Below are 17257 nucleotides of genomic sequence, written 5' to 3' on the forward strand. Positions count from 1 at the left end.
AATGCATCTCAAAAAGCTGATCAAAATAAATTTAAATTCTTAAAACCTAACTTGAATGCTGCTAAAGACAGTTGGAAAACATTAAGAACAGATGCGGTTACATTAAAAGAAGGGATAAAAGAATTAAAAGTGGAACCTGTTACTCCGCAAAAATAAGGAAATATTGGTTCCGTTGCAAAGTTACCTAAAACATAGAGAATCTATGATTACATTGTTAAATAGTAATGCAACAATTAGTAATTCCTTATACACCGAAAAGGCGGAGTCTCATGAAAGACTTCGCCTTTCACTTATATAGAAGTTTCATCCAAATAACAAGATAAACGTGCAATTTTACTTATTTTTAAAAAACTTGCAACAGAATCGGTTAATTGGGGACAGATTATAAAGATTTACTTGATAATATCGAATCTATGCAACAACATAGATTCTCTTTCATATTTGATGATGTAGAGGTTGCTAAAGAAAGTTAGAATGATATTCCTAAAAGATGCAGAACTCATTTCGAAAGACATCGCTTTTAAAGAAGAATAGAATTTAAAATCAAAATCTATATAGGAGGAATATAAAATGATGAAAAAACTCCCTTACAAAATACTCGCTGTATCGACGTTTTTAACTATAACAACCACTTATGCGGTCACATCAGTAGCAGCTTTTGTAAGTGAAATTGAACAAACTAACAATGGAGATATGTCCCTTTCAGCAAATGAAGAACAGATGAAAAAAGTTTTGCAAGATGCTGGGGTATTTGCAAAATCTATGAATGAATATTCTTATTTGTTAATTAATAATCCAGATGTGAGTTTTGAAGGAATTACTATTAATGGGTATGCAGATTTACCTATTAAAATTGTACAAGATCAAAAGAATGCTAGAGCACATGCTGTTACATGGGATACGCAAGTAAAAAAACAGCTTTTAGATACATTGACAGACATTATTGAATACGATACAAAATTTGAAAATTATTATGAAACATTAGTAAAGGCGATCAATACAGGGAATGGAGATACTTTAAAAACAGGGATTACAGATTTACGGGGGGAAATTCAACAAAATCAAAAGTCTGCAAAAGCATTAATAGAAGAATTAACTAAATTAAAAAACGATATTGGAGAAGATGTTAGAGCGTTTGGAAGCCATAAAGAGACCTTGCAATCGATTTTAAAAAACCAAGGTGCTGATGTGGAGACTGACCAAAAGCGTTTAGATGAAGTTTTAGGACAAGTAAACTATTATAAAAAATTAGAATCTGATGGATTAACAATGGTGAAAATCCCTTTTATTCCCACATTGATTTCTGGTGGTATAATGATAGGTACAGCAAGAGATAACTTAGGCCGATTAGAGCCTACATTAACAGAATTACGTAAGACTGTAGATTATAAAATAACATTAAATCGTGTAGTTGGAGTTGCGTTTCATAATATTAGTGATATGCATAGTACGATTGATAATGCTATTACTGCTCTTACTTATATGTCCACGCAATGGGATGATTTAGAATCTCAATATTCGGGCGTACTGGGACATATTGATACAGCAGCTCAAAAAGCTGATCAAAATAGATATAAATTCTTAAACCCTAACTTGAATTCAGCTAAAGACAGTTGGAAAACATTAAGAACAGATGTTGTCACATTACAAGAAGGGATGAAAATTGCAGAGAAAAAAGAACAGGATCTTATGAATCAGCTTCGTCCATCAAACGTTTTCTACTTTTATAAAAAAATTCATAACGCATACACATTTGAAATAAAGACTGGAACAAATGCACCAAATGCGTCTTATAAAGTTATGAATTTAACTAAAAACACTGTTCATAATATGTGGAGTGGAGGACCAAATACAAACATGTGGGCTGACTGGCTTTCATTCAATCCAAAAGATGAATTTGCGGTGGTAGCAGTAGTGGATGGGAAAGAATACGTTGTATATAAAGACAAAGTAGAAAATATAATGAACTGAACCCGAAAAGTTAGACAGAAAAATTACGCAGCTATTGGAGATGGTACACTAAACTGGACACTAAGTTAAGTGAAAAAGATGATTCAGAGAGTTCTGTTGCAAAGTTTTTTAACAGATAAAAAGTTGGTAGGATTGCAGATGGATTTTATGCAATCCTTAGTAATTGTTGTAATTTATTATACGTCGAAAAAACGAAGTTTGGTTGTTGCAAACTTCGTTTTCGTTTATATAGAGCATGAACGGTTTCAATGCCTTTCAAGGTACGTGAAGCATGACGAATACTTTGAAATCCTGCGAATTTGGCAAAACGCCAGCTGATCATGAGCGGTCCAGCATAGCGAAGTAGCTCTTCGATAGCATTCGGTAGCAAAGAAGGATTACTACGCAACAATGCTAATTGTTCGGGATGTTTCTGCAAAGCAACCATACCATTTCCAATTAAATTGGTTGTGGTCTCATGTTCAGCAGTAATGAGTAATTGGACGGTAGAGAGCAGTTCGGGTTCACTCAGTTTATCCTCCTGATCGTGTGCGTGTATCAGGGAGCTGATTACACCCTCCGTTGGATGTTTTCATTTTTCTTCCAATGTTTCTCGGAAACATGAGTAATACTCTTTGATCCATGCATGATGGTCTTGATTAGGATTTGTCTTTATGCTCACCCACAAATCATAAATTTTCTCTTGATACAAAACAGGTATTCCTAACATCTCAGCAATAACCCGAAATGGAAAAGCAAAATCTGCAATAAGATCCATCTTCCCTTTTTTCTGTACTGCATCCAATAATTCATCTGTAATCTGTTGAATACGAGGTTCTAGATTCGCGATCATTTGAGGGGGAAAAGCTATGGAACATTATACAAAGACATTTAAACTAAATAATGAAGTGTTCACTCGAACAAAACAAGGTTCAAAAACAGATAAAGAATTAATGGAAGAAGCTGAATCTGAACTGAAAAAGGGTGACGAGTATTGGTTTAAATTCTATAAAAATCTTGAAGATAAGATAAAAATCGGCACTGATGGTACAGTAACCGCTAAAACTTTAAGAGAATTAGATAAGAAATCTGGTATCGACTCAGAAGCAGTAAGAACTAACTTATCTAAAGAAGGGAAAGAACTAGTAGGTAAGTGGGGATTAGATAAATTGGAAGGTTTTATTGTTTCTTTAATCATGAATGAAGATGGAACATACGAAGCGTATGGAAAAGGGGATTATTCAAACAAGGATAAGACTTATGCTAAAGGTAAATGGACTTATGACTCTAATTCTCAAACTATCACATTGCATGTGGAAAAGAACTTAATAAACGGTGAAGAACAAAAAGAAGCAAAGAATGTAGATGTTCCGTATACAGTTCAAAACTTTGATGGAAAGAACATTCAATTATTTAGTCCTAAGACTTATAACACTAACAAGTATGTAAAACAAAAATAAACTACGGCTACTGCAACTAATAAAAATCTTTAGATGTAAACGTCAAGTAACTCCAAAATATACAATAAAGGTTGATTCTAGAATTACTTTACATTTACTCAGTTACTGTATATTGTTTGGCGAGTGTATCGAATTAGGCAATTTTGATCAAAGTCAGTATGTGCTTGCAGTTCGAGAAGGAAGCTATCAGGAAGTGTTAGATTGGCTGTCTTCTGGAAGTGCAGATTTTTCTATTTCTATAAAAGAAAATTTAATTTCAGGGTTTCATTATGATGTCATTGGTGAAGATCCGTATGTCATGGTTTCTTCTAAGTCTGTTCCATCTGATCTTACAATTAAAGAGTTGAAAAATTATCCTTTTATAATGCCGCTTTCTGGTTGTAAAGAAGTACTTGAACCATATTTGACGAAAAATGAAATAGTAGTTAATAAAGTGATGGAGTCAGAGACAATTAGTTCGGCATTAGCACTAATGTTTCCTGTTAATTGGCAAGGAGCAAGGGTACCTACTATGCCTAATAAAAACGCAAATAATAGAGGTTTTGATTTCGTAGAATTCGCGACATCCATTAAAGGAGACATCAGTTGATAACTCCATTCACTAATTGTTGAAAACACGTTATATTCACCTTTCTAACTAGTTATATTGTAATGTCCCATCTTTAGTAACCTGCTTCCACGTTTTACCGCTATCCGTAGAAAAGAATACATTTGCTTTCATTGTAGCAAAAACCATTTCAGATGAATTTTGAGGGTTTTGTGAAATATACATAATTTTATCTTTAGAATCTAAAGATGGAATTTGTATGTTTGTCTCTTCATTTGTAGCAATAGATTGCTTCGTTATCGTTTGTTGATTTTGCTTACTAATAGGGGCATAAATAACATCTTCATTACTAAATGTAACTGCGGTCGATTCAAGTGATTTAGAGAATAATTCAAACGTATTCCCGTAATCTGTAGATAAATAAACACCGTCTTTAGCACTTACCGCGACTACACTAGATTGATCCGGATGTACTGAAAATGAATGGATTGTACTTGATAGCCCCTTTAACTTACTATTTTTCCATTCTTGTCCGTTATTTGTACTGAAATAAACACCATTTTGTAATTTAGAATTTGGACGCTCGTTATATAAATAAATCGCTTCCATATTATATCCGACAGCAAGGTTATGAAAATCAGATTCTCCATAAAAGGTTAGCTTTTCAAGGGTATTTCCACCATCAGAACTTTTCATTAACCCTAAAGGATTTTTTAAATTTGTGCCTGGTTCAGGATGCCCGCTGGCAAAGAATCCGTTTTTCGTTGCCTGAAATCCCATATAATCGTGTAGTTGGGTAGTAGTATCAAACCATTTGCCATTTTGATAAACTTTTATACCATTGTGAGTTGCGATAGAAACCCCAGGCATATTTCCTGCATAGCCAATTCCATGAATGTGCTCGATTTTTCCAGATGTAATTTCTTTATAGAAGTTTGGCGGAATCGTATTTGCTGTTTCTTTATTTTTGGGCTGAGATTGAATCGTTTCTTTTTTTACTAGTTGTGTTTCTACATTGTTAGAACAACCTGTAATTATAAATAAAGAAGTAATTGCTAATCCTGTTGCTACATAATATTTCACGTTTTTAGACTCCTTTCCTATATGTATGAGATTTTAAGTATATGGAATAAATGTCAAGAAATTGTGGAGTGATATGCATGATTTCGAGTGGAAAGGAATCGTTGGGGAATCTGTATCTCGCTTAAACTGGCAGTAGGACGCTCACTGATTAATGTTTTACTTTCTACACGATAATTATTAATTGACGAAAAATTATAACAATAATAAAATGAATTACATTGTATAATTTGTTTTGATACATAGAATTCAAGGGGGATTATTATGAAGCCAACATTTTTTGCCCAAAATAGAGAACGATTAACGAGAACATTGCCAGATGGATCGATTACTATTTTATTTGCCGGACAGGCACCACATATGTCAGCTGATGCACACTATAAATTTGTGCCGAATCGAAATTTTTACTATTTAACAGGAATCGATGAGCCAAATGTTATTTTTATTTTAAAAAAGTTTGGAGATAGTGTAGAAGAAACTCTTTTCATTGAAAAACCAGATCCAGTACTTGAAAAATGGGTTGGTAAAACCGTTTCGAAAGAAGAAGCAGAAAATATTTCTGGTATTAAGAAGGTTGTATATATAGAAAGTTTTGAAGTAACAATTGCGAATACACTTTTCGCAGAAAATGTGAAACATGTGTATTTAGATTTGGAACGTCGTAATTGGAAAGGTACTGAGACGAAGGCGCTAGCATTTGCGAAGCACGTAAGAGAACAATATCCTCATCTTTCAATTGGGAATGTCTATCCGAACATTTGTGAATTACGAGTGTTCAAAACAGATGAAGAAATTGAAAAAATAAAAGAAGCAATTACGGTTACTCAAGAGGGTATTTATAATGTGCTGAAACAAGCGAAAGCAGGCATAATGGAATATGAATTAGAAGCGCATTTTGATTTCACATTAAAATCGTCTGGTATTAAATATCATGCATTCGATACAATTTTGGCGAGTGGTAAAAATGCTACTGTGCTGCATTATGAAGATAATGATGCAAAAGTGCAACAAGGTGATTTAGTACTGCTCGATTTAGGTGCTCAAAAAGACTACTACAATGCTGATATTAGTTACACATTCCCAGCTAGTGGAACATTCTCTAATCGCCAAAAACAAATATATAATATTGTATTAAAAGCATTAAAAAAAACAACTGAACTTATAAAGCCAGGATTAAAATTCGCTGCATTAAATGAACATACAAAAAAAGTACTGGCAGAAGAGTGTAAAGAAATTGGTTTAATTCAAGAAGATGAGGAACTATCTAAATATTATTATCATGGTGTGAGCCATTTCCTCGGTTTAGATACTCATGATGTAGGAACATACAAAGATAGAGTATTAGAAGAAGGTATGGTCATTACGATAGAACCAGGTTTGTATATTGAAGAAGAATCAATTGGAATTCGTATTGAAGATGATATTCTTGTCACAAAGGACGGATATGAAAACTTGTCAAAAGATATCATTAGAACGGTTGAAGAGATTGAAGAGTTTATGAGAGAAAATAATGAAAACGTTAAGGAAAGACAAGTTGTTACAAAATAGTAAATGTAAAAGACGCTCAATTTTTGGGCGTCTTTTACATTTACTATTTTGTTCATTTGGCATCTCCATATTTTCTTGAAAATCGTCTTATATAATAATCTTGAAAAAGCAAAAGGAGGAATTTTCCATGAAGAGATTTGTATTAACAGCAGTTACAGTCTCCGTAATATCTTTAATTGCTGCATGTTCTGCGATCACAAATACAACAAATGATTATAAAAATATGAATGATAAAAAAACAGCACAGACTGAAACGGCTACAAAACCATTGAAAGTTGTAAAAGGACCAGAAGTTACTTTAATAGCGAAAGAAGAAAAGCAAAAGCTAAGTAACGGTGTTATTGTTCCAGTCTGGACATTTAATGGTTCATCTCCTGGACCAGAAATTAGGGTGAAAAAAGGTGAAAAGGTTAAAGTGACATTAAAAAATGAATTATCTGCACCAGTATCTATTCATTGGCATGGGTATCCTGTCCCAAATAACATGGATGGAATTCCAGGTGTGACACAAGATGCGGTTGAATCTGGAAAAAGTTTCACCTATGAATTTAAAGCGAACGTACCAGGAACGTATTGGTATCATTCGCATCAAGATTCTGTAAATCAACTAGATAGAGGCTTGTATGGTGCTCTCGTTGTAGAAGATACGAATGAAAAGTATGATAAAGATTACACATTAATGTTAGATGAATGGGTAACAGATAAACAAGAAATCGATAAGCAGTTAAAAGAAATGACAAAAGGGAAAACAGAAAAAGCAGACGGTAATAAATCTAGTATGGATAATAAAAATACGAAAAAGAATGATGATATGAAAGGCATGGAACATTCCGGTATGGACATGGGCAGTGATAAAAAAGACTCTGGGAATATGAGGATGAAAGGTCATGATATGAGCATGTATGACTTATTCACAATCAATGGTAAAAGCGGGGATTTAGTGGAGCCATTAAAAGTGAACAAGGGAGACAAAGTTCGACTTCGACTAGTTAATGCTGGTTACCTATCACATGATATCCATGTTCATGGTCATGATATTAAAGTAATTGCGACAGATGGCCAACCAATTAATGATCCAAAAGTTATTAAGGACAAAGTAATTTCAATTGCACCAGGTGAACGTTATGATGTTGAATTTACTGCTAACAACCCTGGAAAATGGTATGTTGAGGACCATTCAGAAGATAAAGGTGCAAAAGGAATGAAAGCTGTTATTGAATATGATGGCAGCAAAGAGATGAAAGACAAGACAAATGAAAAAGAAAAACTACCAAAATTAGATATGACAAAATATGGTGCTAAAAAATTAGGTGATTTCACGTTAGACCAGCAGTATACTGTCACATATAATATGGACTTGAATACTCAAATAAATGGAAATGAAATGGTATATACAATTAACGGTAAAGTATTTCCGGACATCGACCCAATTCCAGTGAAAAAGGGTGACTTAGTAAAAGTAAAATTAGTAAATCGCTCTAAAACAGATGATCACCCGATGCATTTACACGGTCATTTCTTCCAAGTATTAAGTAAAGATGGAAAAACGATAGAAGGTTCTCCAATTGTTAAAGATACTTTGAACTTGAAACCTGGAGAAGAATATGAAGTAGCCTTTGTAGCAGATAATCCGGGGGAATGGATGTTCCACTGTCATGATTTACACCATGCTTCAGCAGGGATGGTAACAGAAGTGAAATATACAGATTACAAATCTGATTATGTTCCAAACCCTAACATTCCAAATAAGCCAGAATAATATAAAATTCATGTAGTTCATAATAATATAAAGCAATTATCTTATGGATAGCTGCTTTATTAATTTTGGTTGTTAGTGTTACTGCATATGTTGATTATGCCCGGATGAAGGTGGAGGAGTATGATCTGGGAATGTTACGAATACCTTTCTATAGGTATTATGTTAGAAATTGATAAGAATACATTTAATATTCTTGTAAATTTAGTAGAGAAGAGTAAGATGAATGATTTTTTATATAATTTTATCATTCATTATAGAAGAGAAGAAGGGAACTCTCAAAACAGTATTTGATTATCTACCCATAGATAATCAATATGCATGTGACGCCAAAAGATGGTTCCTGTTATACCACCTATTATGTTTCCTTCTTCGTCTCTTACCACCAGGCTTACATTCTCAGAAGGAGATTTTACTTCATCTGGTAGTTGTGAAGTATTATATTCTATAACTTTCTGTCTAATGTAATTACTATCTTCTTGATTCCATTGTTGAACTATCCGCATGAAAATTCCCTCTTTTCTGATTTTCTTATTTCGAACATCATATCATGTTAAAAATAATACAACCAGATACAAAAAAGATGATGCATATCCCATTCAGTTCTAGTTAACATTAGATCATATTATCGGGATTCAATGTATTTTGGAGACAACCGAAAGCCCTCCAGTTAAACGAACTGAAGGGCTTTCGAGTTCATATAATTAGTATTGTTGGCAGTTATGGCTGTCTTTTTTTATTTAATTCTTGCAAAACTTTTTTCGGCTTGATTCGCTTTTACCACCAAGCCGACAGACCAAAAGCAAGGGGCATGCCTAAATCAAAATATGAAAGAAATAATAGGAGGTGTTCGGAAATTTGAACGCTTGAAAAATGGGTATAAGTTTTCTCTTTAAACTGTGAAAAATGGTGATGAATAAACATTCATGTAAGGTTAACGTAACGTACTAAAAACGAAAGTTAAAAGCTTGTATTTTTTGCTATGTTAAACATTAACGTTGATAATTCACCAAAAAGAAAAAAGGTACTTTTTTTGTGTTGTCATTTGTTCCAATTATGGAAAATTGGCGGAATTTTCTGTTTAATGATTGGTAAATAAATTACAATGATAATATCAATGAACAAGGAGGTAATTTACATGAAAAATGTGAAGATTCAAACCGCACAAACATATAAGGGTGGAACACTTTCTTAAATGTAAACGGTGTACTCCCTTATATGTGTCATTCCAAAAACACTAAAAAGGGGTAAATCATGAATTTTCCAGTTGAAAAATTTTTCTCTTACTACAAACCGTATTTAAAGCTGTTTTTAATTATATTGGCATGTGCCTTAATCGTATCTTCAGTGTCTTTGGTGTTTCCTTTGCTTGTTCGGTATATTACGAAGGATGTTCTTGAAAGGGATTTATCAACGGCGCTAAGTAAAGTGTTATGGATCGGCGGGCTGATGCTTGTCTTGGTTGCAGTTCAAAATATAGGGAACTACTTTGTGGACTATAAAGGTCATGAAGTAGGTGCGCGGATGGAAGGTGATATGCGCAGTGAGCTGTTTGCACACATGCAAAAGCTTTCTTTTAGTTTTTACGACAAGGAAAAGACAGGCCAGCTCATGTCTCGGATAACAAACGACCTGCTAATGATTTCTGAACTTTTTCATCACGGTCCTGAAGATTATGTAAAATATATAGTTCGCTTTGTGGGAGCGTTTTTCATTTTATTCTTTATTAATGCTCCATTAACGATTGCCGTTTTCTGCTTTTTGCCAGTGTTAGGTGTCTTTTCTTTATATTTTAACAGGCTCGAGAATAGGGCATTAAGAAGAAACAAAGAGCGAATTGGATATATAAACGCACAGGTAGAGGATAGTCTAGCAGGAATCCGTGTAGTAAAATCGTTCGCCAACGAGCACGTTGAAATCGAGAAGTTTAACCGGGAAAATAAAAGGTTCCTTGATAGTAGAAAAAAATTCTACAAGACAGAAGCGAACTTTTACAACGGAATACAAACTTTTATTCAACTGATAACGATTACAGTGGTCATTTTTGGGAGTGCCAAAATTGTCAACAATACGTTAGATTTAGCGGATTTGATTACATTTCTACTGTATGTAAATTTTATGATTGAGCCAATTCAAAAACTGACTCAAATGAATACGCTATTTCAAGAAGGAATCACCGGCTTTCAGCGCTTTATGGAAATCATGAATTTGAAGCCGGCAATCGAAAGTAATCCGAATGCAGTGACTCTGCAAGCAGTTCGCGGTGAAGTTGAGTTTAAGCAGGTTTCCTTCCGTTACGAAGACCATTTGACCGATGTCTTGGTAAATATGTCACTTCAAATACATCCAGGGGAGTTCGTGGCGTTTGTTGGTCCGTCGGGCGTGGGGAAAACGACGTTATGCTCACTCATCCCTCGCTTTTATGATGTGACGGAGGGGGAGGTGTTAGTAGACGGTATTAATGTTCGCCATATCGACCTACAGTCCTTAAGAAAAAGTATTGGAATAGTACAGCAAGATGTTTATCTCTTCGCAGGAACGGTAATGGAAAATATTCGATATGGTAATCCAGCAGCCAGTGATGAAGAAATAATGAATGCAGCCAAGCATGCAAATGCCCATGACTTTATCATGAACTTGCCAAACGGCTACCATTCCGAGATTGGACAACGAGGTGTTAAACTTTCTGGCGGTCAAAAACAAAGGGTAAGCATAGCTCGAGTTTTTTTAAAGAACCCACCAATCCTCATTTTAGATGAGGCAACAAGTGCACTAGATAATGAGAGCGAAAGCATCATTAAGGAATCACTCGAACTGTTAGCAAAAGGGCGTACAACAATCGTAATTGCCCATCGTCTTTCCACTATTCGAAATGTCCAACGAATTATCGTAGTAACGAAGGATGGCATTGTGGAACAAGGTACACACGATGAGTTACTTGCAAACAATGGGATGTATGCAAACCTGTATGCCAAGCAATTCGAATTAATATTATAATCTGTTTAGCTATAATAAATCGGTCCTCTTGGTAAAGGAGGCCGATTTACTTTTTACCTTGGATATTCTTCTACTAATCTGTCCGTTAGTTGAACAAGGAACAATGAATACTCCATTCACGTCAAGTTAACATAACACATCATTATACGCAGTAAACACAGAACCTAATTCTATAATCAACAAGGGTTAGACCTTATGAAAATGGTAGATAAATAGTTATGAAAACTATAGAAAATTAACATTGAATAGTGGATAGTTTGAATGAGAGCCTAAATTAGGCGGGAGAATATATATAGAGGAGAATAATAGATGAGTAAAATAGCAATTAAAATAATTCCTAATGCTCCATTTCATACATATATAGCACCTTTAAGAAAGTACACGAGTTTAGCGATTATAGAAATCAAAAATAAAATTGCAAACAGAGATTTTATTGCCGAAACTGATGCGAATGATCTGGATAATATGGAGAAGTTAAAAGAATTAATTGATAATTTATTGGACTTAGGTGCAGAAATAAAAATATTTGAAAGTGATGAATATGGCAAGGCGGGTGATTATCAAAAAATTTCTCACCAAGAATTTATGAATAGTATTGAACAATTAAAAGAAATTATGGAAGAATTACAGGATTACGATGATGCTTTGGCTGACGAGGTTTAATTTGAGAAGGTTAAATGCTATGGAGTGATTTTAATAACTGTTATTGTAAACATATAAACGGGTCATAAAGCTAATAGTTCTAAAATTAAAAATACAAAAGTACATAAAACAAGTGAATGAATATCGACGTAAAAACAAATGAACATCGCATGAATCAAATGATATAAAGGTAATGCATCGTCAGAGATGAGCAGTAACCTCTTACAACTAAAGACATGAGAGGTTCAAAATGTTTATTGTAGATATTAAATGAAGTTAAAATATTTATAAAAAAGATTTCAAGAAGGGAATTCTATATCTAATAGCAGAAAGAAAAGATACTAGATTTAAAGCAATTAAAACCATAATGTACCCCCATTCTTTCATAGCATAATTGCAAATGGATAAAGAATGGGGGGGATAAATATACTCATTAATTAAAATTATAACTATTTAATGGAAAGTAGCAGAACAAAATAAATATAAAAGAACATCTTTTTCATCGAGATGTTCTTTTTTTCCATATACCTAAATTAATTCTTTTGTTATATTATTTCGCTTCATCTTCAGGGATTAAAAAGCTTATATCATACTCATCTAACTTCTCAAGTAATGCTTCTCCATCGATTCTCAATAAATTCATATGAATATTAAATGGTATAAATCCAGCACGCTTATTAACTCGATACAGTCGTTGTCCTTTTGAAGGTATAGAGGCAATATATCGATCTTCAACATCATCTTCCATCACAATTCCTAAATACTTTTGCCCTTGGATTGCATAAGGTAAAACACCTAATACATCCTCCAAAGCAATTTTCACAGGAAAGTTTGGATTGTTAATAATTGTAATGTATTCTTGTTCTAAAATGATGGCTGGTTTTTTCGTAAGCATTTTTTGGATAACTTTCCAAAGAGCAATTAGTACAACGAATGCAAGAGCTCCAAATAAAAATCCAACTATGAAATTAGGCTCCTCAGACGAAAATGCATACATAACAATAAAGAGAAACATCACTTCAACTACCAAAGTCAAAAAAAATAATCCAACTACTTTTCTCTTTGATTCATAAATATCATATTTTCTCATACGATTCCCCCCCACTCATATAAATCCACCTTGATTTTCCAACATATTCGTCATCGCTATGCAGAACTGGAAGCAAAATGCCTATCCTATATAAATTGAAAAGTTTATGTGCCTTTTCAATTTATATATAATCTATTTCGCCCAACAGGACTGCAACATACAACACACATTCTCAAAGCGGCGATGTTTTAAATCTTCATTTGAAATCCAAAAATATAACATTCTACTTTCCGGTAAACCATTTTGCGTGTTTGTTCGTTGTGCAATTCTTCTAAATTCAATTGAGTGATAAAATGAAGGGGATGCTCTTTATATGTAGGATACATAAATAATACGGGTAAATTAAGAGCTCTCCCCATTTTCGAACAACCTATCGGTAATGCTTCCTCATGTCTTGGCACAACTTTTATACATTTACAAACATCGCCAATAGCTCTTCTTTCATATGTTAGTTGATATTTGCCAATCAATGCCTCCATACGTTTTTTCATAAAAACTTATAATTTAAAAAATTAGTACCTATACATCATACCATGAAAACGCTCATCACTTACTTTGTTTATCTTTATATCAAATTTTTAATGATCGTTTTAAAGAAACGTATGTTCGTATTCGGGTTGATATGATATACTAATAATGTAAATATATTCCGCGTTTTTATATCTGGAATTTCAGATATGCGAGAGAATAGGTATTATCATATGTATATGATATAACGATGAATTTATAAAAGAACTAGGGAGGCAGAGAGGATGGCAGTCAGTACATATCAGTTGTTTCAACAACTTAATATGACAGGAGCACAAGAAGAATTAGCATTGCGTTACTTGCAGACGAGAGATGAAGAAGTTTTAAAGCATATAGAACAAACGACCATTCGCGAAAATAAGCGTAGTGATTTTGCTTGGCAGTTCATGAATGACTTTAGGAAAACATATAAGCAAGATCCAGTGTTTTTTCGGTTATTCTATCATTTACTTGAGGATCAATTGTTGAATGTTCTTCTCGTGCGTTTTTCATATATGAGTTTTCCAGATATAAAGGTTTATTTCGAAAAAAGCGGTCTTTCATTCGATAGACTTGTAGTATTTGCTTGTAAGTATTTAACGAATCTTTCGCGTTCTGTAAATGAAGCGGATGTTTTTCTAAGACAATTAATAAAGGAAAATCCGAAGTATATAGAAGAACAGTTGCAAGTTATAACAGGTCAGCCAAAATTACTTTTGCTTCTAGTTATGTTAGATGCAGATTATGAGAGATTTCTTCCTTATCGTTCTTTACTGGAAGAAGAATTGCAAGAGCATGCGGAGTATATATTGAGGCTAAGCGGTGCAGAAGACAAGGTTGAAGCAGCTCAAAGGTACGTTCGAGGCGAATTTGTTAGTAAGGTGTTTGCCGGGTCATCTTTACCTGACTTTACTTGGCAGCAAATTTTTCGTATGTATCCGCATTCGGATGTTGCAAGAAGATATATGGAATTATTAGTGAAATGCTCTGTGGAAAATTTTATGAATTATGCAATTTCACATGTCAGCCATACTCTTGAACAGTCTGGAAACTACAAAAAAACAAAAAGTTTTTATGCACAGTTGTATGAAACAACCCGAGATTTGTGTGAGCAATTCGGTATTTCAGAGGAAAGATTTTTCGCATATCGCCTTACGCAGCATCATTTAGGTACTGTTGATTTTGATCGCGTATATGAATACCAATTTTTGCTTCGTATGGTAGAAGAGCAACCGGAATTTGTGCAGCGTACACTGCAATATTTAAGTCAAAGTCATTACCTTTTCGTATCAATGCTTTTAGCGGAAAAAGGGTACGAGTTACATAGAAACAAAGTACGTGAAGAGTTTTTAATGGTTGTCCTTCAAACAAAATCATCTGACATACGTGGTACATATCGTGACTATTTATTAGGCACTTTATCATTTGAGGATATGAAGCAATGGTTCGAAAGCTCGAAGTTTAGAAATAATTACTGGAGAATGCCTGTTTTAGAAATTGCATTACTTTGGGATATAGAGGAAGCAGCAAAGAGGGAAGCCGCTCTTACGCTTCAACTTGGGAAAGGTTATAACTATAGTTTATATGAACTTTTGCAGCGGTATGCTGCTATGGAGAACTCGCCAGAAAAGGTGCTGGAAGATCTGCTTTCCTACGGTTTATCGATGGAGAAGCTCGTTTCTTATTCTATTGAACAAGCTTCCGGGCATAGTGAGAAGCGAGATAAGGCAACGGAGGCACTCGTTCGTTTGTTTGTAAAAGAACGAGCGTATGTGACAGAGAAATTTCCTGAGTATTCTGCAGATGAACGGATTTTTATTTTGGATGAGCTGGCAAAGGATAACGTAGTTCAGACGCGTGATCTTCTCATTCAAAGCCTTGGGGATTCCTCTAAAAAGGTACGTACCGCTGCAGTAGAACTTCTTACAAAAGATACGGAGGCTGCAGAAGATGTAGCAAAGGAATTAAATCATAAAAAGAAAGTTGTTCGCGAAAATGCAATGCAAACACTTTTATATTATAAAATTGACAAATATACAAAGCTTGTACAGGAAGCTTTACAAGAAAAGAAAAACGCTTCTTTGACGGAGAAGTTTGCTCCATTGCTTGGTGACGGGGAATTAGAAGGAGCATCAGGAAGTATAGAAGCTCTTTGCACGCGTATTTTAACGCCGCAAAAAAGGAATGCACTTGTGCAGTGGCTCGGATTTGAACCGCAGATTCGTCTTCGCGATTCCGATACCATTGCAGATGCAATGATTCCTCTTACATATTTTCAGCAGTACGTATCAGATTCTGTTATTGAGAAGAAGGAAGTAGCAGAAGCAATAAGCGCTGCTCTTAACGAACAAGATTTGAAGGAAAATATACAAGCGATCTATCAGCTTTGGGTTTCTCAAGGCGCGGAATCGAAGAAACGCGGTATTCTTTCGTTGTACGGTATTTACAGTGATGATGAAATGGCGATGCAACTCAAAAAGCAGATTGATGAGTGGGCACTTGGTATGCGCGGAGCGATTGCTGCTGCAGCTGTTCAGGCGCTAGCGTTGTCCCAATCACATATTGGGCTAATGTCTATCCATGCGATGGCATTTAAGTATAAACATAAGCAAGTGCGTAATGCTGCGAAAGAAGCGCTGAGTCTCGCTGCTAAAACGCGTGGTATTACAGAAGAAGAGCTAGAAGATCAGCTTGTCCCAGACCTTGGGTTTAATAAACGCGGTGAAAAGACAATTGATTACGGCAGCAGAACATTTACTGCCTATTTAACTCCAAACTTGAAAATTGAGCTAAAAACGGGAGAAGGAAAACGAATAAAGTCGCTTCCGAAACCAAATGCAAAAGATGATGCGGAAAAAGCCGAGGAGGCTAAGGCGGAGTTATCCTCTATAAAGAAGCAGCTCCGAACTATGATTACGATGCAAACGCAGCGTCTTGAAACAGCACTTTCTCTGAATCGCTATTGGTCACAAAATACATGGAAGTCTCTGTTTGTAGAAAATCCAATTCTGCAGCAGTTTGCTATCTCCCTTATTTGGGGTGAGTATAAGGAAGGAAAGTTGCTTGCGATGTTCCGCTATATGGAGGATGGCACGTTTAATACGATTGAAGAAGAAGAGCATGAACTTACGCCAGACACTGTTATCGGTCTAATTCATCCGTTAGAATTGTCCGAGGACGAAAGGGAATTATGGAAGGAACAGCTAGAAGATTATGAGGTTACTCAGCCATTTCCGCAAATTGACCGCGAAGTATTTCAGGTTGAGGAGAATGAGGAAGTCACTGTGGAAAGGTTTGCTGGTATCCAGATCAATGGCCGTTCGCTGTTTGGTAAGATGACGAAGTACGGCTGGAGTCGTGGATCGGTTCAAGATGCCGGTGTATATTATACATTCTATAAAGAAGATACTCGCGCCGGACTAGGGGCGGAGCTTGCGTTTGAAGGGGCACCGGTTGGATATGAAGGTGAGGAGGATGTGTGCGTTTTTGAAATTCAATTTTACAAAGCAGGCACGGTGAGCCGCGGTTCATATGACTACGACGAAATTGATCATGAGAGACGCGTTTTACCGAAGCAAGTATCGGAACGCTTTTTCAGTGAAATTTTATATGATATAAAACGGGCAACAGAATCGAATCTTGGCCGTGATGAAAACTGGCGCAGCAAGCGATAAGAAAGG

At 35.0% G+C, this 17257-nt stretch carries 13 protein-coding genes and 4 pseudogenes; 11 read left to right on the top strand and 6 right to left on the bottom strand.

The window, feature by feature from the left end; translation table 11 throughout:
• The 3 genes and pseudogenes from C564_RS36270 to hblB form a co-directional block, all read left to right on the top strand.
• A pseudogene (locus C564_RS36270) lies at nucleotides 1-156 on the top strand (hemolysin); the annotation flags it as partial.
• A 215-nt stretch (nucleotides 157-371) separates the two neighbouring features.
• Nucleotides 372-534: pseudogene (locus tag C564_RS37650) on the top strand (hemolysin BL lytic component L1); the annotation flags it as partial.
• Between the two features lie 36 nt (nucleotides 535-570).
• Nucleotides 571-1971 (top strand): hemolysin BL regulatory component HblB, encoded by a 1401-nt coding sequence (gene hblB, locus C564_RS0121200; RefSeq protein ID WP_018766738.1) that lies wholly within the window; start codon nucleotides 571-573, stop codon nucleotides 1969-1971.
• 145 nt (nucleotides 1972-2116) lie between these two features.
• Here hblB and C564_RS36275 read toward each other — a convergent pair.
• Nucleotides 2117-2290: pseudogene (locus C564_RS36275) on the bottom strand (cytochrome P450); the annotation flags it as partial.
• A gap of 252 nt (nucleotides 2291-2542) precedes the next feature.
• Complete coding sequence (locus C564_RS0121210; protein WP_018766739.1) at nucleotides 2543-2803, bottom strand: cytochrome P450; 261 nt, start codon at nucleotides 2801-2803, stop codon at nucleotides 2543-2545.
• A gap of 16 nt (nucleotides 2804-2819) precedes the next feature.
• On the opposite strand from C564_RS0121210, the gene C564_RS0121215 reads away from it, so the two are divergent.
• A complete protein-coding gene (locus C564_RS0121215) occupies nucleotides 2820-3410 on the top strand; it encodes a DUF3994 domain-containing protein (protein ID WP_018766740.1) in 591 nt (196 codons plus the stop codon).
• Between the two features lie 98 nt (nucleotides 3411-3508).
• Nucleotides 3509-3897: pseudogene (locus C564_RS0121220) on the top strand (LysR family transcriptional regulator substrate-binding protein); the annotation flags it as partial.
• 150 nt (nucleotides 3898-4047) lie between these two features.
• On the opposite strand, the gene C564_RS0121225 reads toward C564_RS0121220, so the two are convergent.
• On the bottom strand, nucleotides 4048-5040 hold the full coding sequence (locus C564_RS0121225; RefSeq protein ID WP_003210062.1) for a F510_1955 family glycosylhydrolase: 993 nt from the start codon (nucleotides 5038-5040) through the stop codon (nucleotides 4048-4050).
• A 261-nt stretch (nucleotides 5041-5301) separates the two neighbouring features.
• On the opposite strand from C564_RS0121225, the gene C564_RS0121230 reads away from it, so the two are divergent.
• The 3 genes from C564_RS0121230 (at nucleotide 5302) to C564_RS36280 (ending at nucleotide 8635) form a co-directional block, all read left to right on the top strand.
• Nucleotides 5302-6585 carry an aminopeptidase P family protein gene (locus C564_RS0121230; RefSeq protein WP_018766742.1) on the top strand — a complete coding sequence of 428 codons (1284 nt, stop codon included), beginning with the start codon at nucleotides 5302-5304 and terminating at the stop codon, nucleotides 6583-6585.
• A 127-nt stretch (nucleotides 6586-6712) separates the two neighbouring features.
• Nucleotides 6713-8344, top strand: coding sequence for a multicopper oxidase family protein (locus C564_RS0121235; protein ID WP_018766743.1), 1632 nt, complete (start codon nucleotides 6713-6715; stop codon nucleotides 8342-8344).
• Between the two features lie 120 nt (nucleotides 8345-8464).
• Complete coding sequence (locus C564_RS36280; RefSeq protein ID WP_018766744.1) at nucleotides 8465-8635, top strand: hypothetical protein; 171 nt, start codon at nucleotides 8465-8467, stop codon at nucleotides 8633-8635.
• Here C564_RS36280 and C564_RS32425 read toward each other — a convergent pair.
• Nucleotides 8620-8847, bottom strand: coding sequence for a hypothetical protein (locus C564_RS32425; RefSeq protein ID WP_018766745.1), 228 nt, complete (start codon nucleotides 8845-8847; stop codon nucleotides 8620-8622). The genes C564_RS36280 and C564_RS32425 overlap by 16 nt on opposite strands.
• Before the next feature lie 748 nt (nucleotides 8848-9595).
• Here C564_RS32425 and C564_RS0121250 point away from each other — a divergent pair.
• Nucleotides 9596-11338, top strand: coding sequence for an ABC transporter ATP-binding protein (locus tag C564_RS0121250; RefSeq protein WP_018766746.1), 1743 nt, complete (start codon nucleotides 9596-9598; stop codon nucleotides 11336-11338).
• Between the two features lie 309 nt (nucleotides 11339-11647).
• Nucleotides 11648-12001: a hypothetical protein gene (locus C564_RS0121255; protein WP_003209400.1), complete on the top strand. Its 354-nt coding sequence runs from the start codon at nucleotides 11648-11650 to the stop codon at nucleotides 11999-12001.
• Nucleotides 12002-12530: 529 nt separating this feature from the next.
• On the opposite strand, the gene C564_RS0121260 is transcribed toward C564_RS0121255, so the two are convergent.
• Together C564_RS0121260 and C564_RS0121265 are read right to left on the bottom strand one after the other, a co-directional pair.
• Nucleotides 12531-13070 carry an STM3941 family protein gene (locus C564_RS0121260; RefSeq protein ID WP_018766747.1) on the bottom strand — a complete coding sequence of 180 codons (540 nt, stop codon included), beginning with the start codon at nucleotides 13068-13070 and terminating at the stop codon, nucleotides 12531-12533.
• A 188-nt stretch (nucleotides 13071-13258) separates the two neighbouring features.
• A complete protein-coding gene (locus C564_RS0121265; protein WP_003202614.1) occupies nucleotides 13259-13561 on the bottom strand; it encodes a hypothetical protein in 303 nt (100 codons plus the stop codon).
• Between the two features lie 261 nt (nucleotides 13562-13822).
• Between C564_RS0121265 and C564_RS0121270 the strand changes: the two genes are divergently transcribed.
• Nucleotides 13823-17251, top strand: coding sequence for a DUF4132 domain-containing protein (locus C564_RS0121270; RefSeq protein ID WP_018766748.1), 3429 nt, complete (start codon nucleotides 13823-13825; stop codon nucleotides 17249-17251).
• The last annotated feature ends 6 nt before the right edge of the window (nucleotides 17252-17257 follow it).

Origin of the sequence: Bacillus sp. 105MF (assembly GCF_000374885.1) — a bacterium.
GTDB classification, from domain to species: Bacteria; Bacillota; Bacilli; order Bacillales; family Bacillaceae_G; genus Bacillus_A; species Bacillus_A pseudomycoides.

What these genes read in the sequence shown, in the direction of transcription:
- C564_RS0121230 (WP_018766742.1), top strand. Translation starts at nt 5,302, where the DNA reads ATGAAGCCAACATTTTTTGCCCAAAATAGAGAACGATTAACGAGAACA.
- C564_RS0121210 (WP_018766739.1), bottom strand. Translation starts at nt 2,803, where the DNA reads ATGATCGCGAATCTAGAACCTCGTATTCAACAGATTACAGATGAATTA.
- C564_RS0121270 (WP_018766748.1), top strand. Translation starts at nt 13,823, where the DNA reads ATGGCAGTCAGTACATATCAGTTGTTTCAACAACTTAATATGACAGGA.
- C564_RS0121260 (WP_018766747.1), bottom strand. Translation starts at nt 13,070, where the DNA reads ATGAGAAAATATGATATTTATGAATCAAAGAGAAAAGTAGTTGGATTA.
- C564_RS36280 (WP_018766744.1), top strand. Translation starts at nt 8,465, where the DNA reads ATGATCTGGGAATGTTACGAATACCTTTCTATAGGTATTATGTTAGAA.
- C564_RS0121250 (WP_018766746.1), top strand. Translation starts at nt 9,596, where the DNA reads ATGAATTTTCCAGTTGAAAAATTTTTCTCTTACTACAAACCGTATTTA.
- C564_RS32425 (WP_018766745.1), bottom strand. Translation starts at nt 8,847, where the DNA reads ATGCGGATAGTTCAACAATGGAATCAAGAAGATAGTAATTACATTAGA.
- C564_RS0121255 (WP_003209400.1), top strand. Translation starts at nt 11,648, where the DNA reads ATGAGTAAAATAGCAATTAAAATAATTCCTAATGCTCCATTTCATACA.
- C564_RS0121235 (WP_018766743.1), top strand. Translation starts at nt 6,713, where the DNA reads ATGAAGAGATTTGTATTAACAGCAGTTACAGTCTCCGTAATATCTTTA.
- C564_RS0121265 (WP_003202614.1), bottom strand. Translation starts at nt 13,561, where the DNA reads ATGAAAAAACGTATGGAGGCATTGATTGGCAAATATCAACTAACATAT.
- hblB (WP_018766738.1), top strand. Translation starts at nt 571, where the DNA reads ATGATGAAAAAACTCCCTTACAAAATACTCGCTGTATCGACGTTTTTA.
- C564_RS0121215 (WP_018766740.1), top strand. Translation starts at nt 2,820, where the DNA reads ATGGAACATTATACAAAGACATTTAAACTAAATAATGAAGTGTTCACT.